General features: G+C 65.8%; 19 protein-coding genes. 7 read left to right on the top strand and 12 right to left on the bottom strand.

Translation table 11 applies throughout. From position 1 onward, the window contains the following. The first annotated feature begins 122 nt into the window (after nucleotides 1-122). Nucleotides 123-368, top strand: a complete 246-nt coding sequence (locus ACT53K_RS06385; RefSeq protein ID WP_476227735.1) for a hypothetical protein — start codon at nucleotides 123-125, stop codon at nucleotides 366-368. Between the two features lie 66 nt (nucleotides 369-434). Here ACT53K_RS06385 and ACT53K_RS06380 read toward each other — a convergent pair whose 3' ends face one another. Genes ACT53K_RS06380 through ACT53K_RS06355 form a run of 6 tightly spaced genes read right to left on the bottom strand, consistent with a single transcriptional unit; the run spans nucleotide 435 to nucleotide 6805 of the window. Further along, the gene (locus ACT53K_RS06380) at nucleotides 435-1847 is read right to left on the bottom strand and encodes a sensor histidine kinase (RefSeq protein WP_476227734.1); all 1413 of its coding nucleotides are present in this window, start codon (nucleotides 1845-1847) and stop codon (nucleotides 435-437) included. Continuing rightward, nucleotides 1844-2926, bottom strand: coding sequence for a DUF2336 domain-containing protein (locus ACT53K_RS06375; RefSeq protein WP_476227733.1), 1083 nt, complete (start codon nucleotides 2924-2926; stop codon nucleotides 1844-1846). Before ACT53K_RS06375 ends, ACT53K_RS06380 begins: the two co-directional genes overlap by 4 nt. A 35-nt stretch (nucleotides 2927-2961) precedes the next feature. Beyond that, complete coding sequence (locus tag ACT53K_RS06370) at nucleotides 2962-4155, bottom strand: hypothetical protein (protein WP_476227732.1); 1194 nt, start codon at nucleotides 4153-4155, stop codon at nucleotides 2962-2964. A 10-nt stretch (nucleotides 4156-4165) separates the two neighbouring features. After that, nucleotides 4166-5362: an exo-beta-N-acetylmuramidase NamZ family protein gene (locus ACT53K_RS06365; protein WP_476227731.1), complete on the bottom strand. Its 1197-nt coding sequence runs from the start codon at nucleotides 5360-5362 to the stop codon at nucleotides 4166-4168. Between the two features lie 5 nt (nucleotides 5363-5367). Beyond that, entirely contained in the window at nucleotides 5368-5892 is a 525-nt protein-coding gene (locus ACT53K_RS06360) for a DOMON-like domain-containing protein (RefSeq protein WP_476227730.1), read from the bottom strand. A 10-nt stretch (nucleotides 5893-5902) separates the two neighbouring features. Next, nucleotides 5903-6805: a LysR family transcriptional regulator gene (locus ACT53K_RS06355; RefSeq protein ID WP_476227729.1), complete on the bottom strand. Its 903-nt coding sequence runs from the start codon at nucleotides 6803-6805 to the stop codon at nucleotides 5903-5905. 90 nt (nucleotides 6806-6895) lie between these two features. Here ACT53K_RS06355 and ACT53K_RS06350 point away from each other — a divergent pair, with 90 nt between their 5' ends. The 4 genes from ACT53K_RS06350 to ACT53K_RS06335 all read left to right on the top strand — a co-directional run bounded on the left by ACT53K_RS06350 (nucleotide 6896) and on the right by ACT53K_RS06335 (nucleotide 10336). Then, nucleotides 6896-7864 (top strand): NAD-dependent epimerase/dehydratase family protein, encoded by a 969-nt coding sequence (locus ACT53K_RS06350; RefSeq protein ID WP_476227728.1) that lies wholly within the window; start codon nucleotides 6896-6898, stop codon nucleotides 7862-7864. Between the two features lie 74 nt (nucleotides 7865-7938). Continuing rightward, nucleotides 7939-8655 (top strand): MgtC/SapB family protein, encoded by a 717-nt coding sequence (locus ACT53K_RS06345; protein WP_476227727.1) that lies wholly within the window; start codon nucleotides 7939-7941, stop codon nucleotides 8653-8655. A gap of 48 nt (nucleotides 8656-8703) precedes the next feature. Further along, a complete protein-coding gene (gene tyrS, locus ACT53K_RS06340) occupies nucleotides 8704-9930 on the top strand; it encodes a tyrosine--tRNA ligase (RefSeq protein ID WP_476227988.1) in 1227 nt (408 codons plus the stop codon). Between the two features lie 85 nt (nucleotides 9931-10015). After that, nucleotides 10016-10336, top strand: coding sequence for a PilZ domain-containing protein (locus ACT53K_RS06335; protein ID WP_476227726.1), 321 nt, complete (start codon nucleotides 10016-10018; stop codon nucleotides 10334-10336). Nucleotides 10337-10339: 3 nt separating this feature from the next. On the opposite strand, the gene ACT53K_RS06330 is transcribed toward ACT53K_RS06335, so the two are convergent. Both ACT53K_RS06330 and aspS read right to left on the bottom strand, forming a co-directional pair. Then, entirely contained in the window at nucleotides 10340-11113 is a 774-nt protein-coding gene (locus ACT53K_RS06330) for a polyphosphate kinase 2 family protein (RefSeq protein WP_476227725.1), read from the bottom strand. Nucleotides 11114-11187: 74 nt separating this feature from the next. Next, nucleotides 11188-12987: an aspartate--tRNA ligase gene (aspS, locus tag ACT53K_RS06325; RefSeq protein ID WP_476227724.1), complete on the bottom strand. Its 1800-nt coding sequence runs from the start codon at nucleotides 12985-12987 to the stop codon at nucleotides 11188-11190. Between the two features lie 91 nt (nucleotides 12988-13078). On the opposite strand from aspS, the gene rnd reads away from it, so the two are divergent. Both rnd and ACT53K_RS06315 read left to right on the top strand, forming a co-directional pair. After that, on the top strand, nucleotides 13079-14254 hold the full coding sequence (gene rnd / locus ACT53K_RS06320) for a ribonuclease D (RefSeq protein ID WP_476227723.1): 1176 nt from the start codon (nucleotides 13079-13081) through the stop codon (nucleotides 14252-14254). Continuing rightward, complete coding sequence (locus tag ACT53K_RS06315; RefSeq protein WP_476227722.1) at nucleotides 14251-14538, top strand: I78 family peptidase inhibitor; 288 nt, start codon at nucleotides 14251-14253, stop codon at nucleotides 14536-14538. The genes rnd and ACT53K_RS06315 overlap by 4 nt, the downstream gene beginning before the upstream one ends. A 134-nt stretch (nucleotides 14539-14672) precedes the next feature. Here the strand turns inward: ACT53K_RS06315 and ACT53K_RS06310 are convergent, their stop codons facing one another. From ACT53K_RS06310 to ACT53K_RS06295, 4 genes are read right to left on the bottom strand one after another with little or no spacing between them, the layout of a single operon-like run. Continuing rightward, nucleotides 14673-16160 carry a Ppx/GppA phosphatase family protein gene (locus ACT53K_RS06310; RefSeq protein WP_476227987.1) on the bottom strand — a complete coding sequence of 496 codons (1488 nt, stop codon included), beginning with the start codon at nucleotides 16158-16160 and terminating at the stop codon, nucleotides 14673-14675. A gap of 14 nt (nucleotides 16161-16174) precedes the next feature. After that, a complete protein-coding gene (locus tag ACT53K_RS06305; protein WP_476227721.1) occupies nucleotides 16175-18352 on the bottom strand; it encodes an RNA degradosome polyphosphate kinase in 2178 nt (725 codons plus the stop codon). Further along, nucleotides 18349-18963: a P-loop NTPase family protein gene (locus ACT53K_RS06300; protein ID WP_476227720.1), complete on the bottom strand. Its 615-nt coding sequence runs from the start codon at nucleotides 18961-18963 to the stop codon at nucleotides 18349-18351. Before ACT53K_RS06300 ends, ACT53K_RS06305 begins: the two co-directional genes overlap by 4 nt. Further along, nucleotides 18960-20240: a heavy-metal-associated domain-containing protein gene (locus ACT53K_RS06295; RefSeq protein ID WP_476227719.1), complete on the bottom strand. Its 1281-nt coding sequence runs from the start codon at nucleotides 20238-20240 to the stop codon at nucleotides 18960-18962. Before ACT53K_RS06295 ends, ACT53K_RS06300 begins: the two co-directional genes overlap by 4 nt. Between the last annotated feature and the right edge of the window lie 18 nt (nucleotides 20241-20258).

Here is a 20258-nt window from a genome sequence, read left to right as displayed (position 1 = left end):
CCGTTCCAAGCGGAGGCGCCGTTTTCTTGTGTCCAAGCTGAACCGCCGCCTACAATCGAGTTCAGGCTGACGAAGCATTGCCTCCGCTAGACCGTTGATACGGAAAGAGACGGAGGATCATCATGAAGATGCTGAAGATCATCGCCGCTGCGGGATTTGCCGTTACTGCCCTTGCCGGCGCCACCAGCGCCAGCGCCCAGGACTGGCGCGGGGATTACCGCGATCGCGAGCGCTATGAGCATCGCTGGGATCGAGATCGCTACGAACATCGTTGGGATCGCCGCCATTATGGCTGGGATCACCATCGCCGCCCGGTCTGCTGGACCGAATGGCATCACCATCACCCGGTACGGGTCTGCCGCCGCTAAGCGGCAGCAGGACTGACCCGAAGGGGGCGCCCGCAGGAGGAGGCGGGCGCCCCTTTTCGCATCGGGTCAACCTCTGAGGGGCAGCATGAATACGAAGCGTGCGCCCTGCCCGGGCGCACTATCCACGAACAGATCGCCCCCCATTGCCCGCGCGAGCTTGCGGGCAATGTAGAGCCCGAGCCCGCTTCCGCCCGGCTCGCTCATGTCCACGCGCGCGAATTTCTCGAAGATGCGGTCCTGGTCGGCTAGCGCGATGCCCTTGCCCTGGTCCGCCACGATCACGCAGCCCAAATCGCCCTCGCGCTCCAGCCGGATCCATACCGAGGCTCCTGCCGGCGAATAGCGCACAGCATTGCCGATCAGATTGACCAGCACCTGCAACGCCCGCCGGAATTCGCCGGTGACAGGCAGCGTCTCATCCACCGCCGGCCGGTCGATCCGAACTTGCGCCTGGCCCGCGCGGACGGAGAGCAGGCCGGCAGCCCGGCGGGCGACATCGGCCAGGTCGATCGCCTCGCGTGCAGGCGCAAAGTCGGGGCGTTCGATCGCCTGGAGATCAACCAGGTCTTCGATCAATCCCAACAGATGCCGGCCCGCGCTGGCGATGTCCGCGGCATAGCCCGCATAATCCTCACGCACCGGGCCTTCGGTCTGGGCGCTGATAGAGTCGGCATTGGCGATAATCTTGCTGAGCGGCCCGCGCAGCGCCCGATCGAGCCTGCGGCTGAACGACGGCGGAAAACCACCAGGGCGGTCTGCCTCTTCCTTCCCGCCCCCCTCGGCGGGCAGCGGCGGCAACATGCCCGGACCGTCTCCCTCGTCCAGCATATGCGCGGCACCGATGAAGCCGACAAAGCGCCCTGCGGGGTCGCTGCGCGGGCTGGCATCCAGCCGAAGCGTCCGGCCGGTGCCGCGCAATTCCGCCTTCTGGCCATCAAACCGCGCCTGCGCCGCAACCGCGCTCAGGATCGGCAGATTGCCGGTTTCGTCCTGCTCCAGCGCAAACAGGCGGGTGATCGGCTGACCCAGCATATCGCGGGCATCGAAGCCGAAGCGCTCTCCCGCATCGATCGAAAGGAAGGTGAAACGAAGCGAAGCATCGGTCTCCCAAAGCCAATCGCCCGACGCACGATAAAAGTCACCGTCGCGTTCTGCCTCGGCAGCCGGACGCCATGCCGGCCGCGGTCGCCAGCCGCTCACTTCCAGCCGCACACCGCCGTGATCCGGCCCCGCCCGCACCCACAGGTCGATATCGTCCTCACCGTCGGCGGCAATGACGTTCCGCGAAATGGGAATGCCCAGCCGCTGTGACAGGCGGGCGATGGCCGCAATCTGCGGCACCGCCAGCGGCGCGCCGATACTGCCGCCGGCGCGCTCGTTCAATTCGCGCAGTCGCGGCTCGGCGTCCAGCAGCCTGCCCGCCGAATCGAGCCGCCCGATTGCCACCGGCAGCACGGGATCGAGCACGTTGAGGTTCATGCCCCGCCCTCCTGCCGCTTCAGCGCGGCGCGGGCGGCGCGATAGTCGGGGTCGAGCGACAGCGGGGCCAAGGCGGTCCGGGCCTGTTCCGCGCTCATCGTTTCGAGCGCGTCGACCGCATCGGCCAGTGCATGCAGATCGCGGCGAGGATCAGCCTCGCACAGCGCGTAGCCGATCTGCGCAAGCGCCTCACGCGGCACGTCGAGCGCATGCACGGCGAGCAAAAGGCGTTCACCGCCGGGTTCGATCACCAATGCCCGCGCATCGGCATAGTCGAGCCGGCAAGCATGAGCGAGCAGCGCCGTGAACAACTGTATCCGCCGGTCGCGCAGTGCCTCCACCAGCAGGGCGGAAAGTTCCGCCCGCGCCGGATCGACTCGGCTGGCGAACAGCATCGCCGCTGTCTCGATTCCCGCCTCACCCGCAGGCTCGGCGATCGCGCGGCGCGCCGCTTCGCACAATACCAGGTCGATTGCTGGGTCGGCGGGCATGGCGATTGTGTCACGCATGGCGGCTGCAACGGCCCAGATCAGCGCCCGCTGCACTTTGGCGGGCAATTCCACCTGTCCCAAATCGGGACTATGGCGGCGACTCTCGGCAATCAGCACGCCGCGGGCGGCGTCGCCAATCGCCCGATCGGGATGCTCGACGAATCGCGCGACCAGACTAGGGCGCTCCGGATCGTCGGGGGCCTGCGAGGGCAAGGCTGCGCCCATCTGATCAAGCCGCACCCGCGCCAGCAACGCCCCGATCAGCTCGGGCTGGTGCAGCAGCTCGCTTGTCTGCAGCCGTTCCCAGGCAGTGCCCGGCGCCGGCAAGCCCGCCTGCGCATCTTGCCCGACAAGTGCCGAAAAATGGCTGAGAACCGCGCCTTCTGCCGCATGTACGGCGCCGCGAAGCAGCCAGTGCGCCTCTGCGCGCATCCTTTCGTCGAGGCGCAGCGTATCTGGCAGGAAGAAATCGTTCATTGCTGCGCGCAGTCCGTGCCGCGCATGCGCATCCGCCGCCGCGGCACGCGCCAGCAGCTCCCCGGCGCCGATGGGGTCGCCATCGCGCGTGTCGACAAAGTCGCCCGACATGCACCTCGATTAGCGGAACTGTGATTAAGATGAGCCTAAGGCTTTTCTCGGGTTGCCTCAATTGCCGCCGCAAGCGTCGCAAGCCCGTAAACCACGATTCCACCCAGACCGAACACCGCATGCCCGACCAGCGCGAAGGGCGTCAGCAACAGCAACTGCGCCGACGGGCTCGCCCACCAACGCCGGTGCCGCGGCGGAGCACGTTCGATCAGCAACTGTACCGCGACGCCGGTAAGCGCCAGCACGGCCGGGGTGGCGGTGCCAAGCGCCCGGTATTCGCGCCAACCGCTGGCCAGCGTGAGCAGCGAGAACAGGAGCAGGATCGCCTGTTCGACCTGCTGCGCCCGCCGCTCTTCGCCGCGCAGGGCCGCATGCCCCGCACCGGTCGCGAAGGCCGCCGTGGCAAAAAGACCGCCGATCAGGCCCACGCCCTGATAGCCCACGAGCGATAGCACCAGGGCGATCAGCCCCAGCACACCGCCCGTCGCGACGATCGCCCAGCCGGGAACATTGCGCGCGACCAGTTCGGGCAGCGCGAGCCGCGCGGCGCGAGTGAATACCCAACGATCTGCCCAATCGCTGCGACGTTCGCTGAGCGCCGTCAGAACACCGGCGTTGCGCATCGCCAGCCCTTCGGCGCTCCGCTCGACAGCATGGCCGCCGCGCAGCCAGCGCGCGGCCAGCGGCACATGCACGGCGCCGGACTGCGCCGCGATGCGCAGCAGTGCCGACTGGAAATCATAGTCCTCGGGCATCTGCGCGATCTGGATCAGTTGCGCGGCGGAGATCCGCGCAACCCCGGCCCAGCAGTCATGCATGTCGAGCCGTTCGATCGCAGCAGGCGATTCGGCATCGTCGGTGACAAGCAGCGCCTCGCGCGCCTCGCCCGCCATCCGGTCCATCACCGGATCGGTGGTGACGAGGCCATCCGCCATCACCAGCACCTGCGCGTCCGGTTTCATCCGCTCGGCCGCCTCTTCGGCGGAGCGGACCACTTCGATCGCCAGATCGCGCTTGGCGGCACGATTGACCGCCGCAAGCAGTGCAGGCGTGACCCTGCCCACGGCGACCAGCACCTGTTCGGCACCGGCGCCCGCGAGCAGGCGTATCTGATATTCCAGCAGCGTCATGCCGCCAAAGGGCAGGCTGGCGACCAGCGTGCCAGGGCGATCCTCAGCCTCTTCGACGGCGAAGATCAGGCCGGCGAGCGTACGGGTGGGTGCGACCATTACCGGTGCCTCAGTACAGCAGATGCGGTGCGCGGACGGCGCGCCAGGCGCCCTCGTCCTGCCCCGTCAGCGCATCGAGATCGGCAGGTGCGGCCGCTGCATCGTCGACCCATGTCCGCAGCCCCGGGCCACCGTTGATCACGTCGATCGCCAGCTTGTCGAAGACATATTCGTACGGAAAATCACGCCACAGCTCATAGTCGGGATAGAGCGTGCGGATCGCCTTGAAGCCCAGCGCCTGCACCCGCCACGGGCGGAACGCCGCATGGTCATAGCTTGGCCCATCCGCATGCAGAAACACGCCTGAGCAGAGCTGCCCGACATGTTTGTGGAAAGTCGGCTGGAACCACATATCGCGCAACGTACAGCCGGTCAGCCATTCAGGTGCCAGTCGCCGCATTTCGGCGATAACTGCCCGCGCATCGATGTCCGGCGCGCCGAACAATTCGAGCGGCCGGGTGGTCCCGCGCCCTTCGGACAAGGTCGTCCCCTCCAGCATCACCGTGCCGGCATAGCCGCGCGCCATGTTCACATTGGCGGCGTTGGGGCTGGGGTTGATCCAGGGGCGCTCGGGTGGCCAGCCGAAGCCGGGTGCCGTCTCGGGGGCCCAGCCTTGCATCGCGACCACCTGATACGCGACATCCAGGCCGTAGTGGGCGATGAACCAGTGCCCCAGCTCGCCCAGTGTCATGCCGTGCCGCATCGGCATCGGCCCCGCGCCGACAAAGCTTTCCCAGCCGGGCAGCAGCGTCATCCCCTCAACCGGCCGTCCCGCCGGATTTGGCCGGTCGAGCACCCACACCGTCTTGTCATGCTTCGCCGCCGCTTCGAGCACGTAGAGCAACGTCGTGACGAAGGTGTAGATGCGGCACCCTACATCCTGCAGGTCCACCAGCATGACGTCGAACATGTCCATCGACGCATCGGTAGGGCGCCGCACTTCGCCGTAGAGGCTGAACACCGGCATGCCATATTGCGGGTCGGTGAAGTCCGGGGACTCCATCATATTGTCCTGCAGGTCACCGCGCACGCCATGCTGCGGGCCGAACACGGCGGTGATGTTCACCCCCGCCGCAATCAGCGCATCCAGGCTGTGGGTCAGGTCGCGCGTTACCGAAGCGGGATGCGCGAGCAGCGCGACGCGCTTGCCCTCCAGGGGTTTGCGCAGGTCGGGTTCGGCAAGAAGTCGATCGATTCCGAAAAGCATGAGGATCAGTCTGCTGGCGGCAGTTCGAGCACAAAGCAATCGGGATCGTGAAAATCCGGCTTGTCCGCGCCATGACGCAGCGCCCAATAGGAGAATGTCCCCGATTTTTCTTCGATGACGGCGGTGAGGGACAACCGCAACCGGCCGGCGCCGATGCCGTCGAGTTGCACCCTCACGCCCAGATACTGGCCTTCGTCATAGACGCGCACCTCGGGCGGCGTGGCGATTGCCAGCGGGGCCATGCCTTCGCGCGGCCCGCTGAACGCATAAGCGGCCCAGGCGCCGGAGGGGGAAAAGTTAAATTCCCGATAGGCGCCGGCCTCGCCCGCGACGAACAGCTCGAAGCAGGTCGAGCGCCACAGTCCGTCGGTCCGACGGGGCGAAGCCGGAGCCGGCATAACCAGCGCGTCAACATCGCCATACAGCCGCCACAACAGTGTCAGGGCGTGTTGATCGCGTTGCACCAAGCCGTCGATCCGACGGATCGCTTTGCCGGGCGTCGTGCTGTGGGGTGTCAGCGCAAATTCCATGGGGGCATTTCTAACGCGAAATGGCTGCTTTGGTGAGTGCTGTCATTTCCTCCACCAGAACATCGAATACCGCGCGGCAGCGAGCATTGGCACGCATATCTTCGTGCATCACCACCCAGGTCTCAAGCTCGAGCGAGAAGGCATCGGCGAGTACGGGCACCAGTTCGGGTTCGCGGGCGGCAAGGACCGCCTGACAGATGCCGATGCCGAAGCCGGCGCGTATCGCCGCGAATTGCGCAGCATCGCTCTGCACCCGCAAGGCAAAGGCTTCGCGCCGCAATATCGGGTAGCGCGCAGCGATTGAACGGATTGCCGGCGTTTCGACGTCATAGCCGATCAGGTCATGCGCCTGCAGCGCGTCCATCGTCGCGGGCACGCCGCGCCGAGCCAGATAATCGCGATGCGCATGCAACCCCACCCGAAGCGCCCCCACCCGCCGCGCCACCAGCGCCTGTTGTTGTGGTGGCACCATACGAATGGCGATGTCCGCCTCGCGCCGCAGCAGATCGTCGACGGCATTGGACAGCGACAGTTCGATCACCAGCGCCGGGTAGCGCGCGCGCAGGCGCGTGAGGATCGCGGGCAGGTGCGCAACACCCACCATTTCGCTCGCGGCAATGCGCACCGTCCCGCGCACTGCATCCCTGCCGCCCTGCGCCGCACGCAGGAGCGCTCCCGACGTGGCGGCAAGAAGATCGGCGTAGGGTTGCAGTTCCAGCGCGCGGTCCGTGGGCGAAAGGCCACGCGGGGTGCGCAAGAACAGGCTGGCGCCGATCGCCGCTTCCAATGCATCAATATGCCGTGCGACGCTCGGCTGGGTTAAGTTCAAAGCGCGCGCGGCCCCGGATAGCGACCCTTCGCGCAGCACAGCCTGAAAGCTGCGGTACAAATCCCAACTGGGCGCTTCATTCATCTATTTTCGTATAACAGATCGACATATTCAGGCAATTTCGTTGAACTCTTGCCTGCGCGAAATCCCGGTCCGGCAGCAATGGAGGACTCGATGGAAACGCGGACGGCATTGGTATTGGGCGCCACGGGCGGCATTGGCGGCAGCGTGGCCGGCCGGCTTGCGGCGGAAGGCTGGCGTGTCCGGGCGCTCCACCGCAACCCCCGGCCGGAACAGGATGCGCGGTTCGAATGGATTAAGGGCGACGCCATGTCTGCCACCGATGTCGCCGCATCGGCCGACGGGTGCGACCTGATCGTCCATGCTGTCAATCCGCCCGGCTATCGCGACTGGGACAAGCTGGTCCTGCCGATGATCGACAACAGCATCGCCGCCGCGCGCCGCCGCACTGCCCGCATCCTGCTGCCGGGCACAGTCTATAATTACGGGCCCGATGTGTTTCCCGACATCTATGAGACAGCCCCTCAAAACCCGCGCACCCGTAAGGGTCGCATTCGCGTCGAAATGGAGATGCGACTGCGCGCAGCGGCAGAACGCGGCGACGCAACGGTTCTGATCGTTCGTGCTGGCGATTATTTCGGCCCCGGGGGCGCGAACAACTGGTTCGGCCAGGCACTCGTACAGCCCGGCCGCCGACCCACCGTCATCCGCTATCCGGGCAAGCGTGGCATTGGGCATCAATGGGCCTATCTTCCCGATGTCGCCGAAACCATGGTGCGGCTGATCGCCCTTCCCGCGCTACCAGCCTTTGTCGACGTGCACATGGCGGGCCATTGGGATGCCGACGGAACGCAGATGCTGGCCGCCATTCGGCGCGTGCTGGGCGACGCGGCACTCAAGGTCCGACCGATGCCGTGGGGCCTGATGCGCCTCGCCGCACCCTTTGTTCCGCTGCTGCGCGAATTGATGGAGATGCGCTATCTCTGGCGGCAGCCGGTCCGGTTGCGCAGCTCCCGCCTGGAGGCGTTGATCGGCGCCGAGCCGCATACCCGGCTGGACGATGCGGTTCGGGAGACTCTTGCCAGCCTTGGCTGCCTTTGCTGCGTTGGTCCTGGGAACTGATCCTGGGCCTTGCCTGTCGCCCGCTGCCCGATCAAAGCGACCTGGCACCGCAACGAGTCGCAGGGGCAGCGCCGATGAAGTTCCTCCACACGTTCCAGCTCGCTGCCTATTGCGATACGCTGATCAGTTATACGCTTGCCCTTTTGCTCGGCGCGGCAATCGGGGCGGAGCGACAGTTCCGCCAGCGGACAGCGGGTCTGCGCACCAATGCGCTCGTCGCGCTTGGATCGGCGGCGTTCGTCGATCTTGCACAGCGGATCGCAGGCGATCTGGAGGCGGTGCGGGTGATTTCCTATGTCGTCTCCGGTATCGGCTTTCTAGGCGCCGGTGTGATCATGAAGGAAGGAATGAACGTCCGCGGTCTGAACACCGCCGCAACCCTCTGGTGCTCGGCGGCGGTCGGCGCCTGTGCGGGGAGCGACATGGCGGCCGAGGCGGCGACGCTCGCGGTGTTCGTGATCGCCGGCAACACGCTGCTCCGCCCGGTCGTCAACGCCATCAACCGCGTACCGCTGGCCGGGGGACAAGTGGAGGCGACCTACTTCGTCACGCTGACGGCCGAAACCGGCGAAGTCGACCGGCTTCGCGACCTGCTGACCGACCATCTCGAACTCATGCGCTACCCGGTTGCGGAGACCGAAACGACCGAACGGCCGGACGGACTGATGGAGTTGCGTGCCCGGCTGGTTTCCACTGCGGCGCTCGACGCCGACCTTGATGCGATCACGCATCATCTGGCCAGCCGCCATGACGTGCAGCATGCCACCTGGGAGTTGCAGACCCAGGATTGAACGCCGGGGATGACGCAGCCGCGCGCATTGGCTATGCGCGCTGGCACCATGACCGAATACAAGTCCGATCTGCTTCGCCTGCTCGCCACGCGCGGGTACATCCATCAGGTGACCGACGCCGAGGGCCTCGACGCGCTCGCCACCAAGCAGATCGTGCCCGGCTATATCGGCTTCGACCCCACCGCACCGTCGCTTCATGTCGGCAGCCTGGTGCAGATCATGCTGCTACGGCGGATGCAACAGAGCGGCCACAAGCCCATCGTGCTGATGGGCGGTGGCACCGGCAAGATCGGCGACCCGAGCTTCAAGGACGAAGCGCGCAAGATGCTGACGCTCGACACGATCAGCAGCAACATCGCCTCGATCAAGACCGTGTTCGAGAACTTCCTGACGTTCGGCGACGGCCCGACGGACGCGGTGATGGTCGACAACGCCGACTGGCTCGACAAGCTGGAGTATATTCCCTTCCTGCGCGACATCGGCCGGCATTTCTCGATCAACCGGATGCTGAGCTTCGATTCGGTCAAGCTGCGGCTCGACCGCGAGCAGTCGCTGAGCTTCCTCGAATTCAACTACATGATCCTCCAGGGCTATGACTTTCTGGAGCTGTCGCGCCGCGCCGGATGCCGGTTGCAGATGGGCGGTTCGGACCAGTGGGGCAATATCGTCAACGGCATCGAGCTGTCGCGTCGCGTCGACGGTACCGACGTGTACGGCGTCACCACGCCGCTCATCACGACGGCGGACGGCGGCAAGATGGGCAAGACCATGTCCGGCGCCGTATGGCTGAATCCGGACGCCCTGCCACATTATGATTACTGGCAGTTCTGGCGGAACACCGACGACCGTGACGTCGGCCGGTTCCTGCGCCTGTTTACCGACCTGCCGCTCGACGAGATCGCCCGCCTGGAAGCGCTGGAGGGGGCCGAGATCAACGAGGCAAAGAAAATCCTCGCCAATGAAGCCACGGCCATGTGCCGCGGCCGCGCGGCGGCCGAGGAAGCGGCCGAAACCGCCCGCAAGACCTTTGAGGAAGGCGCAGCCGGCGGTGCACTCCCGACGCTGTCGGTGGGCGGCAGCATCAGCGTGGTCGATGCACTGGTGGGCCTGGGCTTCTGCGCCTCCAAGGGCGAGGCGAGGCGGCTGATCAAGGGCGGTGGCGCGCGTGTAGAAGGCGAAAAGATCGACGACGAAGCCGCCATCATCACCGTATCAGGCGAGGTCCGCATTTCCGCGGGCAAGAAGCATCACGGCCTGCTGACGTCGGGCGCATAACCCGTCGTTAAGCACGGTTTTTGTCGGACCATTCACACGCGCCACCTATCCCTTTCAGCGTACCTCCGGTTTCGATGAGGCGCCTGTGGGTTTTGTGTACGGAAATCTGGCTTTTGCTGACAATCGCCTCGTCGACCGGGATGAGGTGCATTTCCGTGCCCGCGCATTCGGCCCGGATGCGCGCCAGCTCACCTTCCTGATCGTCAACGTTTCGCCGCACGGGCTGATGGCGCGGTGCGAAGGACATTTCAAAGCGGGTGACCGCCTGCGCGTGCGCTTGCCCAAGGTCGGAGTGGTCGTCGCCGAAGTTCGCTGGGCATTGGGCGGGCGGATCGGCTGCCAGTTCGAACGCGCGATCGATCTTGCCGGCTATTACGAGCTGCTGGCAGTAATGCTCGGCAAATAACCATCAAACCTTTCCCAGGGCTGCCTGGGCAAGCCTTGCCACTTCGGAATCGAGCTCAGGCGGTGTCATCGGCACATGCGCCTCCAGCTGGTCGGCAATCGCCGTCAGCGCGGCGATCCGTCCGGCCTTCTTGTCGTTGCCGTCGATCACCGTCCAGCGCGCGTGCGGCGTGTTCGTCTCGCGGAACATCGCGTGCATCGCTTCCAGATAATCCGCCCGGCGCGCGCGGTTGCGGAAGTCCTCCGCACCTATCTTCCAGCGCTTCCACGGATGCGTCACCCGGTCACGCAGCCTTTTGTCCTGCGTCTCCTGCGTCACGTGCAGGAAGATTTTCACCAGCGTCGCGCCGTTGTTGACCTGTTGCGATTCGAAATCGTTGATCTCCGCAAAGCCACGCCGCCACTCCGCCTCGCTGGCCAAGCGCTCGACCCGCTCGACGAGCACCCGGCCGTACCAGGTCCGGTCGAACACCGCGATATTGTGCTGGGCGGGCAGGCGCTGCCAGAAACGCCACAGAAAATGGTGCGAAAGCTCTTCCTGCGTAGGCGCGGCGATCGGCCACACCTCGTAATAGCGGGGATCCCATTCGGCGGTCAGCCGCTTGATCACCCCGCCCTTGCCGGCCGCGTCCCAACCCTCGAACGCCACGATGGCGCGGCGCTTGTGGACGATATGCGCGGTCTGGATATGGCTCAGCCGCCGTTGCAGCTTCGCCAGTTCGGCCTCATAATCGCCGTTGAACTTCTTGCCGGATTCATAGTCCGATAGATCGATCATGCCGCCTGCCTTCCTGCGGCGACATCAAAGGCGGGGCGCGGCGGCTTGGCAAGGGGCCGCCGCGCCCGTTCGCCTCAGTTCGCCTTCGGATCTACACCCGGTGCGAGGCGGATGTGCAGTTCCTTGAGCTGCTTGTCGCTGACGATCGACGGTGCGCCCATCATCAGGTCTTCGGCCTTCTGCGTCATCGGGAAGGCGATAACCTCGCGAATGTTCGGTTCGTCGGCGAGCAGCATCACGATGCGGTCGACGCCCGGGGCCGAGCCGCCGTGCGGCGGTGCGCCGAACTTGAAGGCATTGATCATGCCCGCAAAGTTCGTGTCGACATCCTCGCGGGTATAGCCGGCGATCTCGAACGCCTTGTACATGATCTCGGGCTTGTGGTTCCGGATCGCGCCCGAAGACAGCTCGATACCGTTGCATACAATGTCGTACTGATAAGCGAGGATGTCGAGCGGATCCTTCGTCTCCAGCGCTTCCAGCTCGCCCTGCGGCATCGAGAAGGGGTTGTGGCTGAAATCGACCTTCTTCGCGTCCTCGTCATATTCGAACATCGGGAAGTCGACGATCCAGCAGAACTCGAAGCGCTTCTTGTCGATCAGCTCGAGCTGGTCGGCAACGCGGGTACGGGCGAGGCCGGCGAGCTTCGCCGCCTGCGCTTCCTTGCCCGCGGCGAAGAAGATGCCGTCGTTCGGGCCAAGGCCCATCGCCGCGGCAATTGCCTTCATGCCGTCCTGGCCATGGTTGTTGGCGATCGGACCGCCGAATACGCCATCCTTCTGCGTCGCATAGCCGAGACCGGGGAAGCCTTCCGACTGTGCCCAGCTGTTCATGTCGTCAAAGAACTTGCGGCTCTTCTCGTGGGTGCCCGGTGCCGGGATGGCGCGAACGACATCCCCGCCCTCGACGATCGAGGCGAACCGACCAAAGCCTGAGCCCTTGAAGAAGTCCGACACGTCCGTGATTACCAGCGGGTTGCGCAGGTCCGGCTTGTCGTTGCCGTACTTGAGCATCGACTCCCGGTACGGAATGCGCTTGAACGGCAGCGCCGACACGCTGCGGCCCATGCCTTCCCAGTCTGCAAACTCTTCAAACACGCCGTGCAGCACCGGCTCGATCGCTGCAAAAACATCGTCTTGCGTGACAAAGCTCATTTCGAAATCGAGCTGGTAGAATTCGCCTGGGGACCGGTCGGCGCGCGCGTCCTCGTCGCGGAAGCAGGGCGCGATCTGGAAATAGCGGTCGAAGCCGGCGACCATCAGCAGCTGCTTGAACATCTGCGGCGCCTGCGGCAGCGCGTAGAACTTGCCCGGGTGGACGCGGCTGGGAACCAGATAGTCGCGCGCGCCCTCGGGGCTCGATGCGGTCAGAATCGGCGTCTGGAACTCGGTGAAGCCTTGGTCGATCATCCGGCGGCGCAGCGACGCGATCACGTTCGAACGCAACACGATGTTCTTGTGAACCTTCTCGCGACGCAGATCCAAATAGCGGTTCCGCAGGCGGATCTCTTCCGGATATTCCTGGTCGCCGAATACCGGCATCGGCAAATCGGCGGCGGCCGACTGCACGGTCACTTCGGCCGCACGGACCTCGATCTCGCCGGTCGGCAGGTTGGGGTTCACTACGCTTGCGTCGCGCGCGACCACCGTACCGGTGACGGTGATGACGGATTCGGAACGCAGCGACTCGATTGCGGCAAAGGCCGGGCCGCTGACGTCGGTGACGATCTGGGTGATGCCATAATGGTCGCGCAGATCGACGAACACCAGGTCGCCATGGTCGCGCTTGCGGTGCACCCAGCCCGACAGGCGGACCGTCTGCCCGACATCGGCGGTGCGAAGCTGGGCGCAGTTGTGGGTGCGATAGGCGTGCATGTTCCTCGACTTCTCGATTTGTAACTCGTGGAGGGCGCATTCCGGTCACACCCCACTTTTGTCAACCCGAAGACCGGTATATGGGCTTCGGATGCATATTCATGGTCTGATCGAAGACAGCGCTACTCTCGCCGATCTCTGCTCCCGCCTCGCGCAATCCGACTACGTCACGGTCGACACCGAATTCATGCGCGAAAACAGCTACTGGCCCGAACTCTGCCTGATCCAGGTGGCGAACGACAAGGAGGCCGCGGCGATCGACCCCAAGGCGCCCGATCTCGACCTTGGCCCCCTGCTCGACCTGCTGGTCGACAATGAGGAGGTGCTGAAGGTCTTCCACGCCGGCGGCCAGGACATCGAGATCGTCTACAACCTGACCGGCAAGACGCCGCATCCGATGTTCGATACGCAGGTGGCGGCCATGGCCCTCGGCCAGGGCGAGCAGGTCGGCTATTCGAATCTGGTCGACGCCTATCTGGGCATCACCGTCGACAAGGGCGCGCGCTTCACCGATTGGGCGCGCCGGCCGCTCGACAAGCGGCAGATCGATTATGCGATCGCCGACGTGACGCATCTGTCAAAGATCTTTCCGAAGATGCTCGACAAGCTGCGCAGAAGTGGCCGCGGCGCCTGGCTCGACCAGGAAATGGAGCGGATCAGCAATCCCGAAAATTACCGCAACGACCCCGACCAGGTCTGGCAGCGTGTGCGCATCAACAGCCGCAAGCCGGAGGTGCTGGGCCGATTGAAGGCACTGGCGCGCTGGCGCGAGCTGGAAGCGCAGGGCAAGGATCTGCCACGCGGGCGGATTATGAAGGACGAGACGCTCGCCGATCTCGCCGCCAATCCGCCGCGCAAACAGGCCGATCTCGCCAAGGTACGCGGTCTTTCTGCCGCCTGGGCAGGCAACGACATCGGCGGTCGGCTCATGGAGGCGGTGGCGGAATCGAAGCCGATGCCGGCCAGCGAAATGCCCGGCCGCGAGGAGCGCAAGCCCGCGCTGGGCAAGGACGGCGCGCTGGTTGCCGATCTGCTGAAGCTGCTGCTCAAGATCCGCGCCAAGGAAATCAACGTGGCCGCGCGGCTGCTCGCCCGCTCCGAGGATCTGGAAGCGCTGGCAGCGGGCGTGCGCAAGGACCTGCCGATTCTGGAAGGCTGGCGCTACGAACAGTTCGGCCGCGACGCGCTGGCGCTGGTAGAAGGACAGCTCGCCTTTGCCGTACGCAACGGCAAGCTCAAGATGAGCCGCACCGAGGAGCCGGCATGATCCGGGGCGTGGCGCTGCTCGTCGTAGCCGGTGTCCTGGCTGGCTGCGCGCCTGCGAAGGTCAAGCCGCTGCCACCGGGAATCGAGTGCGACGCCAACCGGGTGCTGTACCTCAAGGGCAAGCCGCGTTCCGCTGCGATTGAAGCGGAGGCGATGCAGCATTCCGGCGCCAAGCGCGTGCGCTGGGTGGAACCCGGCTCCGCCGTGACGATGGACTTCCGGCCCGACCGGCTGAACCTGCATGTCGATGCGGGCGGGAAAATCACCGACGCGCGTTGCGGGTGAGCCTTCCCCACAAACTTCCCACCTACTCCGCTCCCGCTTGCGGGAGGGGCCGGGGGAGGGATCGACGTGGAAGAAGCGCTGAGGGGGATCAGCCCCTCCCCTAACCCCTCCCGCAAGCGGGAGGGGAATAGCGCTTACGTCTCCAGCACCGGTTCGCGCCCCATCGCGGCCGCGAGCGCCCGGTGGCGCTTTTCGACTGCTTCGCCGTACAGCGGCTCGTCGCCATCAGCGACGCTCAGCACCAACGCGTTTTCCTCAAGCCGCAGGCGCGAGCGTTTGAGCGGCGCAGCAACGCCTCCGCTCAGGCGCTGCCCCAGCCGCATCGCGAGGCCCCAGCGCTTGGCCTCGGCCAGCGCCTCGAGTGAGGCCAGCCTGGTCAGCGGCACCGGCGTGTCGAGCGCACCGCCCAGCGAGGTGTAGAGCGCCTGCGCCACCATCGCCCGTCCGGCTGCGTCGATGCCGACCCAGTTGCCGTGCAGCCCGATCTCCATGCCGCGTTCAGCCCGGAACTCCGGATTTGCGCGCCAGCCCACATCGGCCAGCAGGCATGCCGTATGCCGCAACCGCGCCCATTCGGGGCTGTCGTGGAACAGCGGTGCCAGCCAGGCATCCAGCAGATCGCCATGTTCAGGAAACCGCCCGAGCCGCTGCCCTTCCTCGCGCGCGGCAACGATCAGCGGGTCCTGCCGACGCTGTGCTGCCGAAAGGCGCTGAAACAGCAATCCCTCACGCAAGCCGTATGCAGAGACGATGGCCCCGGCGCTGCCCAGTTGCTTGCCAACCGCCACCAGCACCGCCGCCGCGTCGGCCAGCGTCGGAATGCGCGCGCTCGACAGGTCCGGAACGGTGCGCAGATCGGCCTTGGTCGCACCTTCGACATGGCGACCCAGTTCGGCCACCCGATCGATAGCGAGCGAATATTGGTGAACGATCGGCAGCGGGTATCCGGACAGGTGCATGTCCAGCTTGGCCAGCGACCGCCAGGAACCACCCACCAGATAGAAGGGCAACCCCTTCCCCCGCCCCCTCCAGCCAGCCGCCTCGATCAGCCGGGCTACCTCGCGGTCGAGCGCGGTCTTTCCACGCGCACGGATCGCACCCAGACGTAGCACGCCCAGCGGGAAGGAAACGCGGTCGGTCACCGTGCCCGCAACCACGCGCACCAGCTCCAGACTGCCGCCGCCCAGATCGCCCACGATACCATCGGCATCGGGAATGCCCGACAGCACCCCCATGCCCGATGCGGTCGCCTCTTCTTCACCCGATAGAAGCTCGACCTCGAGATCCAACGCTTCCGCGGCCGCGATCAGTTCGCCGCCGTTCGTCGCGTCCCGCACCGCCGCCGTCGCGACGGTACGCAGCTCGCTGACCTGCATTTCGCGGGCGAGCAGCGCGAAACGCGCCAGCGCCGCCCGCGCAGTGGCCAGCGCCGCCGCATCGATGGCGCCCGTTTCGGCCAGCCCCCGGCCCAGCCCGGCCATCACTTTCTCGTTGAACAAGATGGCCGGCAGCCGCGCCGGGCCCTCATAAACAACCAGCCGGACGGAATTGGACCCGATATCGATGATCGCCGTGCGCGGGCGGGCAGAGGCTGCCTCCGCGCGCGGCTTGCGGAACAACATCGTCGTCACCCGGCTCAATCGCCCTTCGCCATGGCGGCCCGGCGCTTGCGCGGCGACAGCTTGGGAACCGGCTTGCGCGACCCAAGGGCGGCGCCGCGACCCGACAGCGAGGGGTTGGTCATGAAATAGCGATGCAGGTTGAATTCCCCATCTTCGCCCGGCTCGACGCGGTCATAATGGCCATCGGGCGCGAGCAGCCAGCTTTGCTCATTGTCCAGCAGGTTCGCCACCATCACCTGATCGAGCACCTGATCGTGCACGGTCTTATTGAGGATCGGCAACATGAACTCGACGCGACGGTCGAAGTTGCGCTGCATCCAGTCGGCCGAGGAAATGAACACCTTCGCGCCGTCGTTCGGCAGTGCCTTGCCGTTGCCGAACACCCAGATGCGGCTGTGCTCCAGGAAGCGGCCGACGATCGACTTGACCCGGATATTCTCGCTCATGCCCGGCACGCCGGGGCGCAGGCAGCAGATGCCGCGCACCACCAGCTCGATATGCACGCCGGCGCCGCTCGCCTCGTACAGCTTCTCGATGATCGCCGGATCGACAAGCGAGTTCATCTTGGCCCAGATCGTCGCCGGCTCACCCGCGCGGGCATGGGCGATTTCCTCGTCGATCAGGCCACCCAGCCGGTTGCGCAGGTCGCGCGGCGAGATGCCAAGCAGCTCGAGATGCTGGGGCTCGACATAGCCGGTGACGTAGTTGAACAGCTGCGCGGCGTCGCGGCCCAGCCGCGGATCGGCCGTGAAGAAGCTCAAGTCGGTATAGATACGCGCCGTGATCGGGTGGTAATTGCCCGTGCCGAAATGGCAGTAGGTGCGATAGCCATTGCCTTCGCGCCGCACGACCATCGACACCTTGGCGTGCGTCTTCCAGTCGATAAAGCCATAGACCACCTGGACGCCGGCGCGCTCCAGTGCGGTCGCCCAGTACAGATTTTGCTCTTCGTCGAACCGCGCCTTCAGTTCGACCACGGCCGTTACCGACTTGCCTGCCTCGGCCGCCGCGATCAGCGCGTTGATAACCGCAGGCTGCTTGCCGGCGCGATAAAGCGTCTGCTTGATCGCCACCACGTCCGGGTCGGCGGCCGCCTGCTGCAGGAAGCTGAGCACCACGTCGAACGTTTCATAGGGGTGGTGGACGATGATGTCCTTGGCGCGGATGGCGGCGAAACAGTCGCCACCATATTCACGGATGCGTTCGGGAAAGCGCGCGGAGAAGGGCGTGAACTTCAGGTCGGGCCGGTCCTCGTCGACCAGCAGCGACAGGTCTCCGACGCCGAGAAAGCCGCCGGTTTCGGTAAGCAGCGCCTCGCTGCCGCCCAGTTCTTCCTTCAGAATGGCTTCGAGATCGGGCGCGATCCCCTCTTCCATCTCCAGGCGGATCACGCGGCCGCGACGGCGACGCTTGATCGCCGAGCGGAAGGTCAACACCAGATCCTCCGCCTCTTCCTCGATCTCGATGTCGCTGTCGCGAAGCACGCGGAAGGTGGCGGCCCCCAGCATCTCGTACCCGGGGAAAAGCAGGCCGGAGAAGTGCTTGATCAGGGTTTCGATCGCGACATAGCGGGCAGGGCTGCCGGGCAGGCGCACGAACCGCTTCATCGTCGTCGGCAGCATCACCAGTTCCTGGATCGGCTCGCGGTCGGACTTGCGGACAAGGTTGAAGATCACGCTCGATCCCTGGTTGGGGATGAACGGGAACGGGTGGGCCGGGTCGAGCGCCTGCGGCGTCAGGATCGGGAAAATCTGTTCGCGGAAATGCGATTCCAGCCACGCCTCGGTCTCGCCGGTGATCGCATCGGCTTCGAGTACGAAGATGTCGGCGAGCGCGAGCTGGGCGCGGATGTCGACCCAAACCGCCTGCTGCTCGTCGGCCAGCGTCGCGGCTTCGGCGGAAATCGCAGACAGCTGCTGGGCAGGCGTGAGGCCGTCCGCCGAGCGCGTATCGATATTCTGGAGCTGCTGGCCCATCAGCCCGGCGACACGCACCATGAAGAATTCGTCGAAATTGCTGCCCGAAATGGAAAGAAAGCGCAGCCTTTCGAGCAGCGGATGGGCGGGGTTGCACGCCTCCTCCATCACCCGACGGTTGAAGGCGAGCCAGGAGAGTTCGCGATTGAAATAGCGGGGACCGGCGTCGGCGGCGGGCGCGACGGCGGCAATGGCGGCGGTGGCAGAATCGGTCATTCGCTCTCGCTATCGTCGGAATGCGTCAAAAGGCTTGCAGCCTTGAGTGTAGATCGCACGACCGGCAGCGACAAACGGCCATCGGTCTCGGTCTCTAATAGGTCGGCCACCCGCAGGATGGCGACATGGCTGCGCTCGATCCGCTTCGCGATCCAGGCGATCACCGCGGGCGAGGCATGGAGCAGATGCCGTGCAAAGGCCCGGTCGAGCAATTGCGGGATCAGCGCATCGTCCGGCGGCCCTATCTCCAGCAACGGCGAGGCGGCGAGGCGAGAACGCAGGTCGGGCAGCCGTACCGCCCATGCCGGCGGCGCGGCATCGGCGACGATCAGCAACGGCTTATGTTCCGACTGCGCCCGGTTCCAGGCATGGAAGATGTCGGCCTCTTTCACGCGCTCGGCATCGTCGATGATCGTCGCACCGCTTTTCGCGGCGAAGATCCTCGCGAGCAGGCTCCGCCCGGACTTCCGCGGACCGACCAGCACGGCCGCGAGCACCGGCCAGGTACCCCAATGTTCAAGCTGATGGACGGCGCGGGCGTTCGAGTCGCTGATCAGGAACTCCGTCTCGCACGCTTCCGGCAAACCGAGCGGCAGGCGGAGCTGCGTCATTGGTCGCGTGGGCTGGGTGAGGGCCGCGGCGTGGCGCCGGTGCGGGGCATTCCCGATGCCTGCGGCGAAGCTGCCCCACCTCCCCGTCGGACGCGGAGCACGCCAGGGCCTTCCTGCACGCTCCACCCACGCGCCTCTAGCGAGGCGCGCAGGCTGGCCTGCGATCCGTCGAAGGTGACGCGCATCACGCTGATCCCGCCCAGCGCAAGGCTGGTAGTATTGGCGGTGCGCACACCGGGCACGCCGCGAATCGCTGCCTCGGATGCCGTTACCGCCCCGGCATTGGGCGTTTCGAACTGGACGCTGATCGTTGCAAGCGACGAAGCCGAAGGCGTGGGAGACGGGGTATCGACGCTGTCGTCCCCTTCCTCCTCTGCAACCGCCGGCTGTGCGAGCGGCGGACGGGCAGACAACACCGAGTCCGTGCGCAGCTGCCCGCTTGCCAAGGCGGCCTGATAGGCCTGGTCGATCCGCTGGACGCCCGCGTCGAGCAGCGCGTCGATCGCGTCACCATTGTCGATTCGCAGCGCGAATCGCGCAACCGGCAGCCGGTCCGGCCCGTGGCTGGCGGCGAACGTGCCCACCACCGGACCGCCCGGATATTCGCGCCGCAACTGCACTTCGGCGACCAGCACATCGTTGGCGCCATATTGGTCGAGGATGGTCCGCCACCAGTTGCGGCCGCGGCGCAGCGTCTGCCCCGCATTGACCAGGAGCGAATCGGGTCCGGTGCCGCGCAGGCGGACGTAATCGATCGTGCTGCCACCCGCGCGGAACCGATTCCACGCGCGCGCCCAGGCCGTCTCGCGCTCAAACACCTGTGCGGTACCGGCCGAAATCTGCAACGGCACCAGCAGCATCGGCGGCGAATGGGTCACGGCGATCGAAACGCCCAGAATCGATCCTGCCTTGGCCCGATCGAACAGAACACCAAGCCGCCCGATATAGCGCGAAGGGCCAACCTGCTCCCGCTCCACCACGATGCCGGTGACAATCGAATCGAGCACCGAATCGGGCAAGCTACCGGGTTGGCCGGTCAGCTTTCGCGAGAGCATGTCCCAGCCCTTGCGCTGCGCGAGACGCCAGCCACCCTGCCGCGCAATATCCGCATCTTTCCCGGAGACGTCGACCTGCACACCGGGCACTTCAAAGCTGTTCACCGCGTCGGCGGGCGCGGCCGGCCCGCCACCCTGCGATTCAGCCATCACCACCCCTGCACCGGCAAGCGCGAGCGCAGAAGCAGCAAAAATGGCGAGGGGACGGCGGCGAAACTGCATGTGGGCGCCCTTTTGGCG

The organism is Sphingomonas sp. DMC8 (assembly GCF_056314185.1).
Note: the sequence above shows the minus strand (reverse complement) of the source record. Positions and strands in the feature narration are given on the sequence as shown.

Coding starts and splice junctions, on each gene's coding strand:
- tyrS (WP_476227988.1), top strand. CDS start 8,704: ATGACCGAATACAAGTCCGATCTGCTTCGCCTGCTCGCCACGCGCGGG.
- ACT53K_RS06315 (WP_476227722.1), top strand. CDS start 14,251: ATGATCCGGGGCGTGGCGCTGCTCGTCGTAGCCGGTGTCCTGGCTGGC.
- ACT53K_RS06310 (WP_476227987.1), bottom strand. CDS start 16,160: ATGTTGTTCCGCAAGCCGCGCGCGGAGGCAGCCTCTGCCCGCCCGCGC.
- ACT53K_RS06380 (WP_476227734.1), bottom strand. CDS start 1,847: ATGAACCTCAACGTGCTCGATCCCGTGCTGCCGGTGGCAATCGGGCGG.
- ACT53K_RS06345 (WP_476227727.1), top strand. CDS start 7,939: ATGAAGTTCCTCCACACGTTCCAGCTCGCTGCCTATTGCGATACGCTG.
- ACT53K_RS06305 (WP_476227721.1), bottom strand. CDS start 18,352: ATGACCGATTCTGCCACCGCCGCCATTGCCGCCGTCGCGCCCGCCGCC.
- ACT53K_RS06330 (WP_476227725.1), bottom strand. CDS start 11,113: ATGATCGATCTATCGGACTATGAATCCGGCAAGAAGTTCAACGGCGAT.
- ACT53K_RS06355 (WP_476227729.1), bottom strand. CDS start 6,805: ATGAATGAAGCGCCCAGTTGGGATTTGTACCGCAGCTTTCAGGCTGTG.
- ACT53K_RS06360 (WP_476227730.1), bottom strand. CDS start 5,892: ATGGAATTTGCGCTGACACCCCACAGCACGACGCCCGGCAAAGCGATC.
- ACT53K_RS06375 (WP_476227733.1), bottom strand. CDS start 2,926: ATGTCGGGCGACTTTGTCGACACGCGCGATGGCGACCCCATCGGCGCC.
- ACT53K_RS06365 (WP_476227731.1), bottom strand. CDS start 5,362: ATGCTTTTCGGAATCGATCGACTTCTTGCCGAACCCGACCTGCGCAAA.
- aspS (WP_476227724.1), bottom strand. CDS start 12,987: ATGCACGCCTATCGCACCCACAACTGCGCCCAGCTTCGCACCGCCGAT.
- ACT53K_RS06295 (WP_476227719.1), bottom strand. CDS start 20,240: ATGCAGTTTCGCCGCCGTCCCCTCGCCATTTTTGCTGCTTCTGCGCTC.
- ACT53K_RS06350 (WP_476227728.1), top strand. CDS start 6,896: ATGGAAACGCGGACGGCATTGGTATTGGGCGCCACGGGCGGCATTGGC.
- ACT53K_RS06370 (WP_476227732.1), bottom strand. CDS start 4,155: ATGGTCGCACCCACCCGTACGCTCGCCGGCCTGATCTTCGCCGTCGAA.
- ACT53K_RS06385 (WP_476227735.1), top strand. CDS start 123: ATGAAGATGCTGAAGATCATCGCCGCTGCGGGATTTGCCGTTACTGCC.
- rnd (WP_476227723.1), top strand. CDS start 13,079: ATGCATATTCATGGTCTGATCGAAGACAGCGCTACTCTCGCCGATCTC.
- ACT53K_RS06300 (WP_476227720.1), bottom strand. CDS start 18,963: ATGACGCAGCTCCGCCTGCCGCTCGGTTTGCCGGAAGCGTGCGAGACG.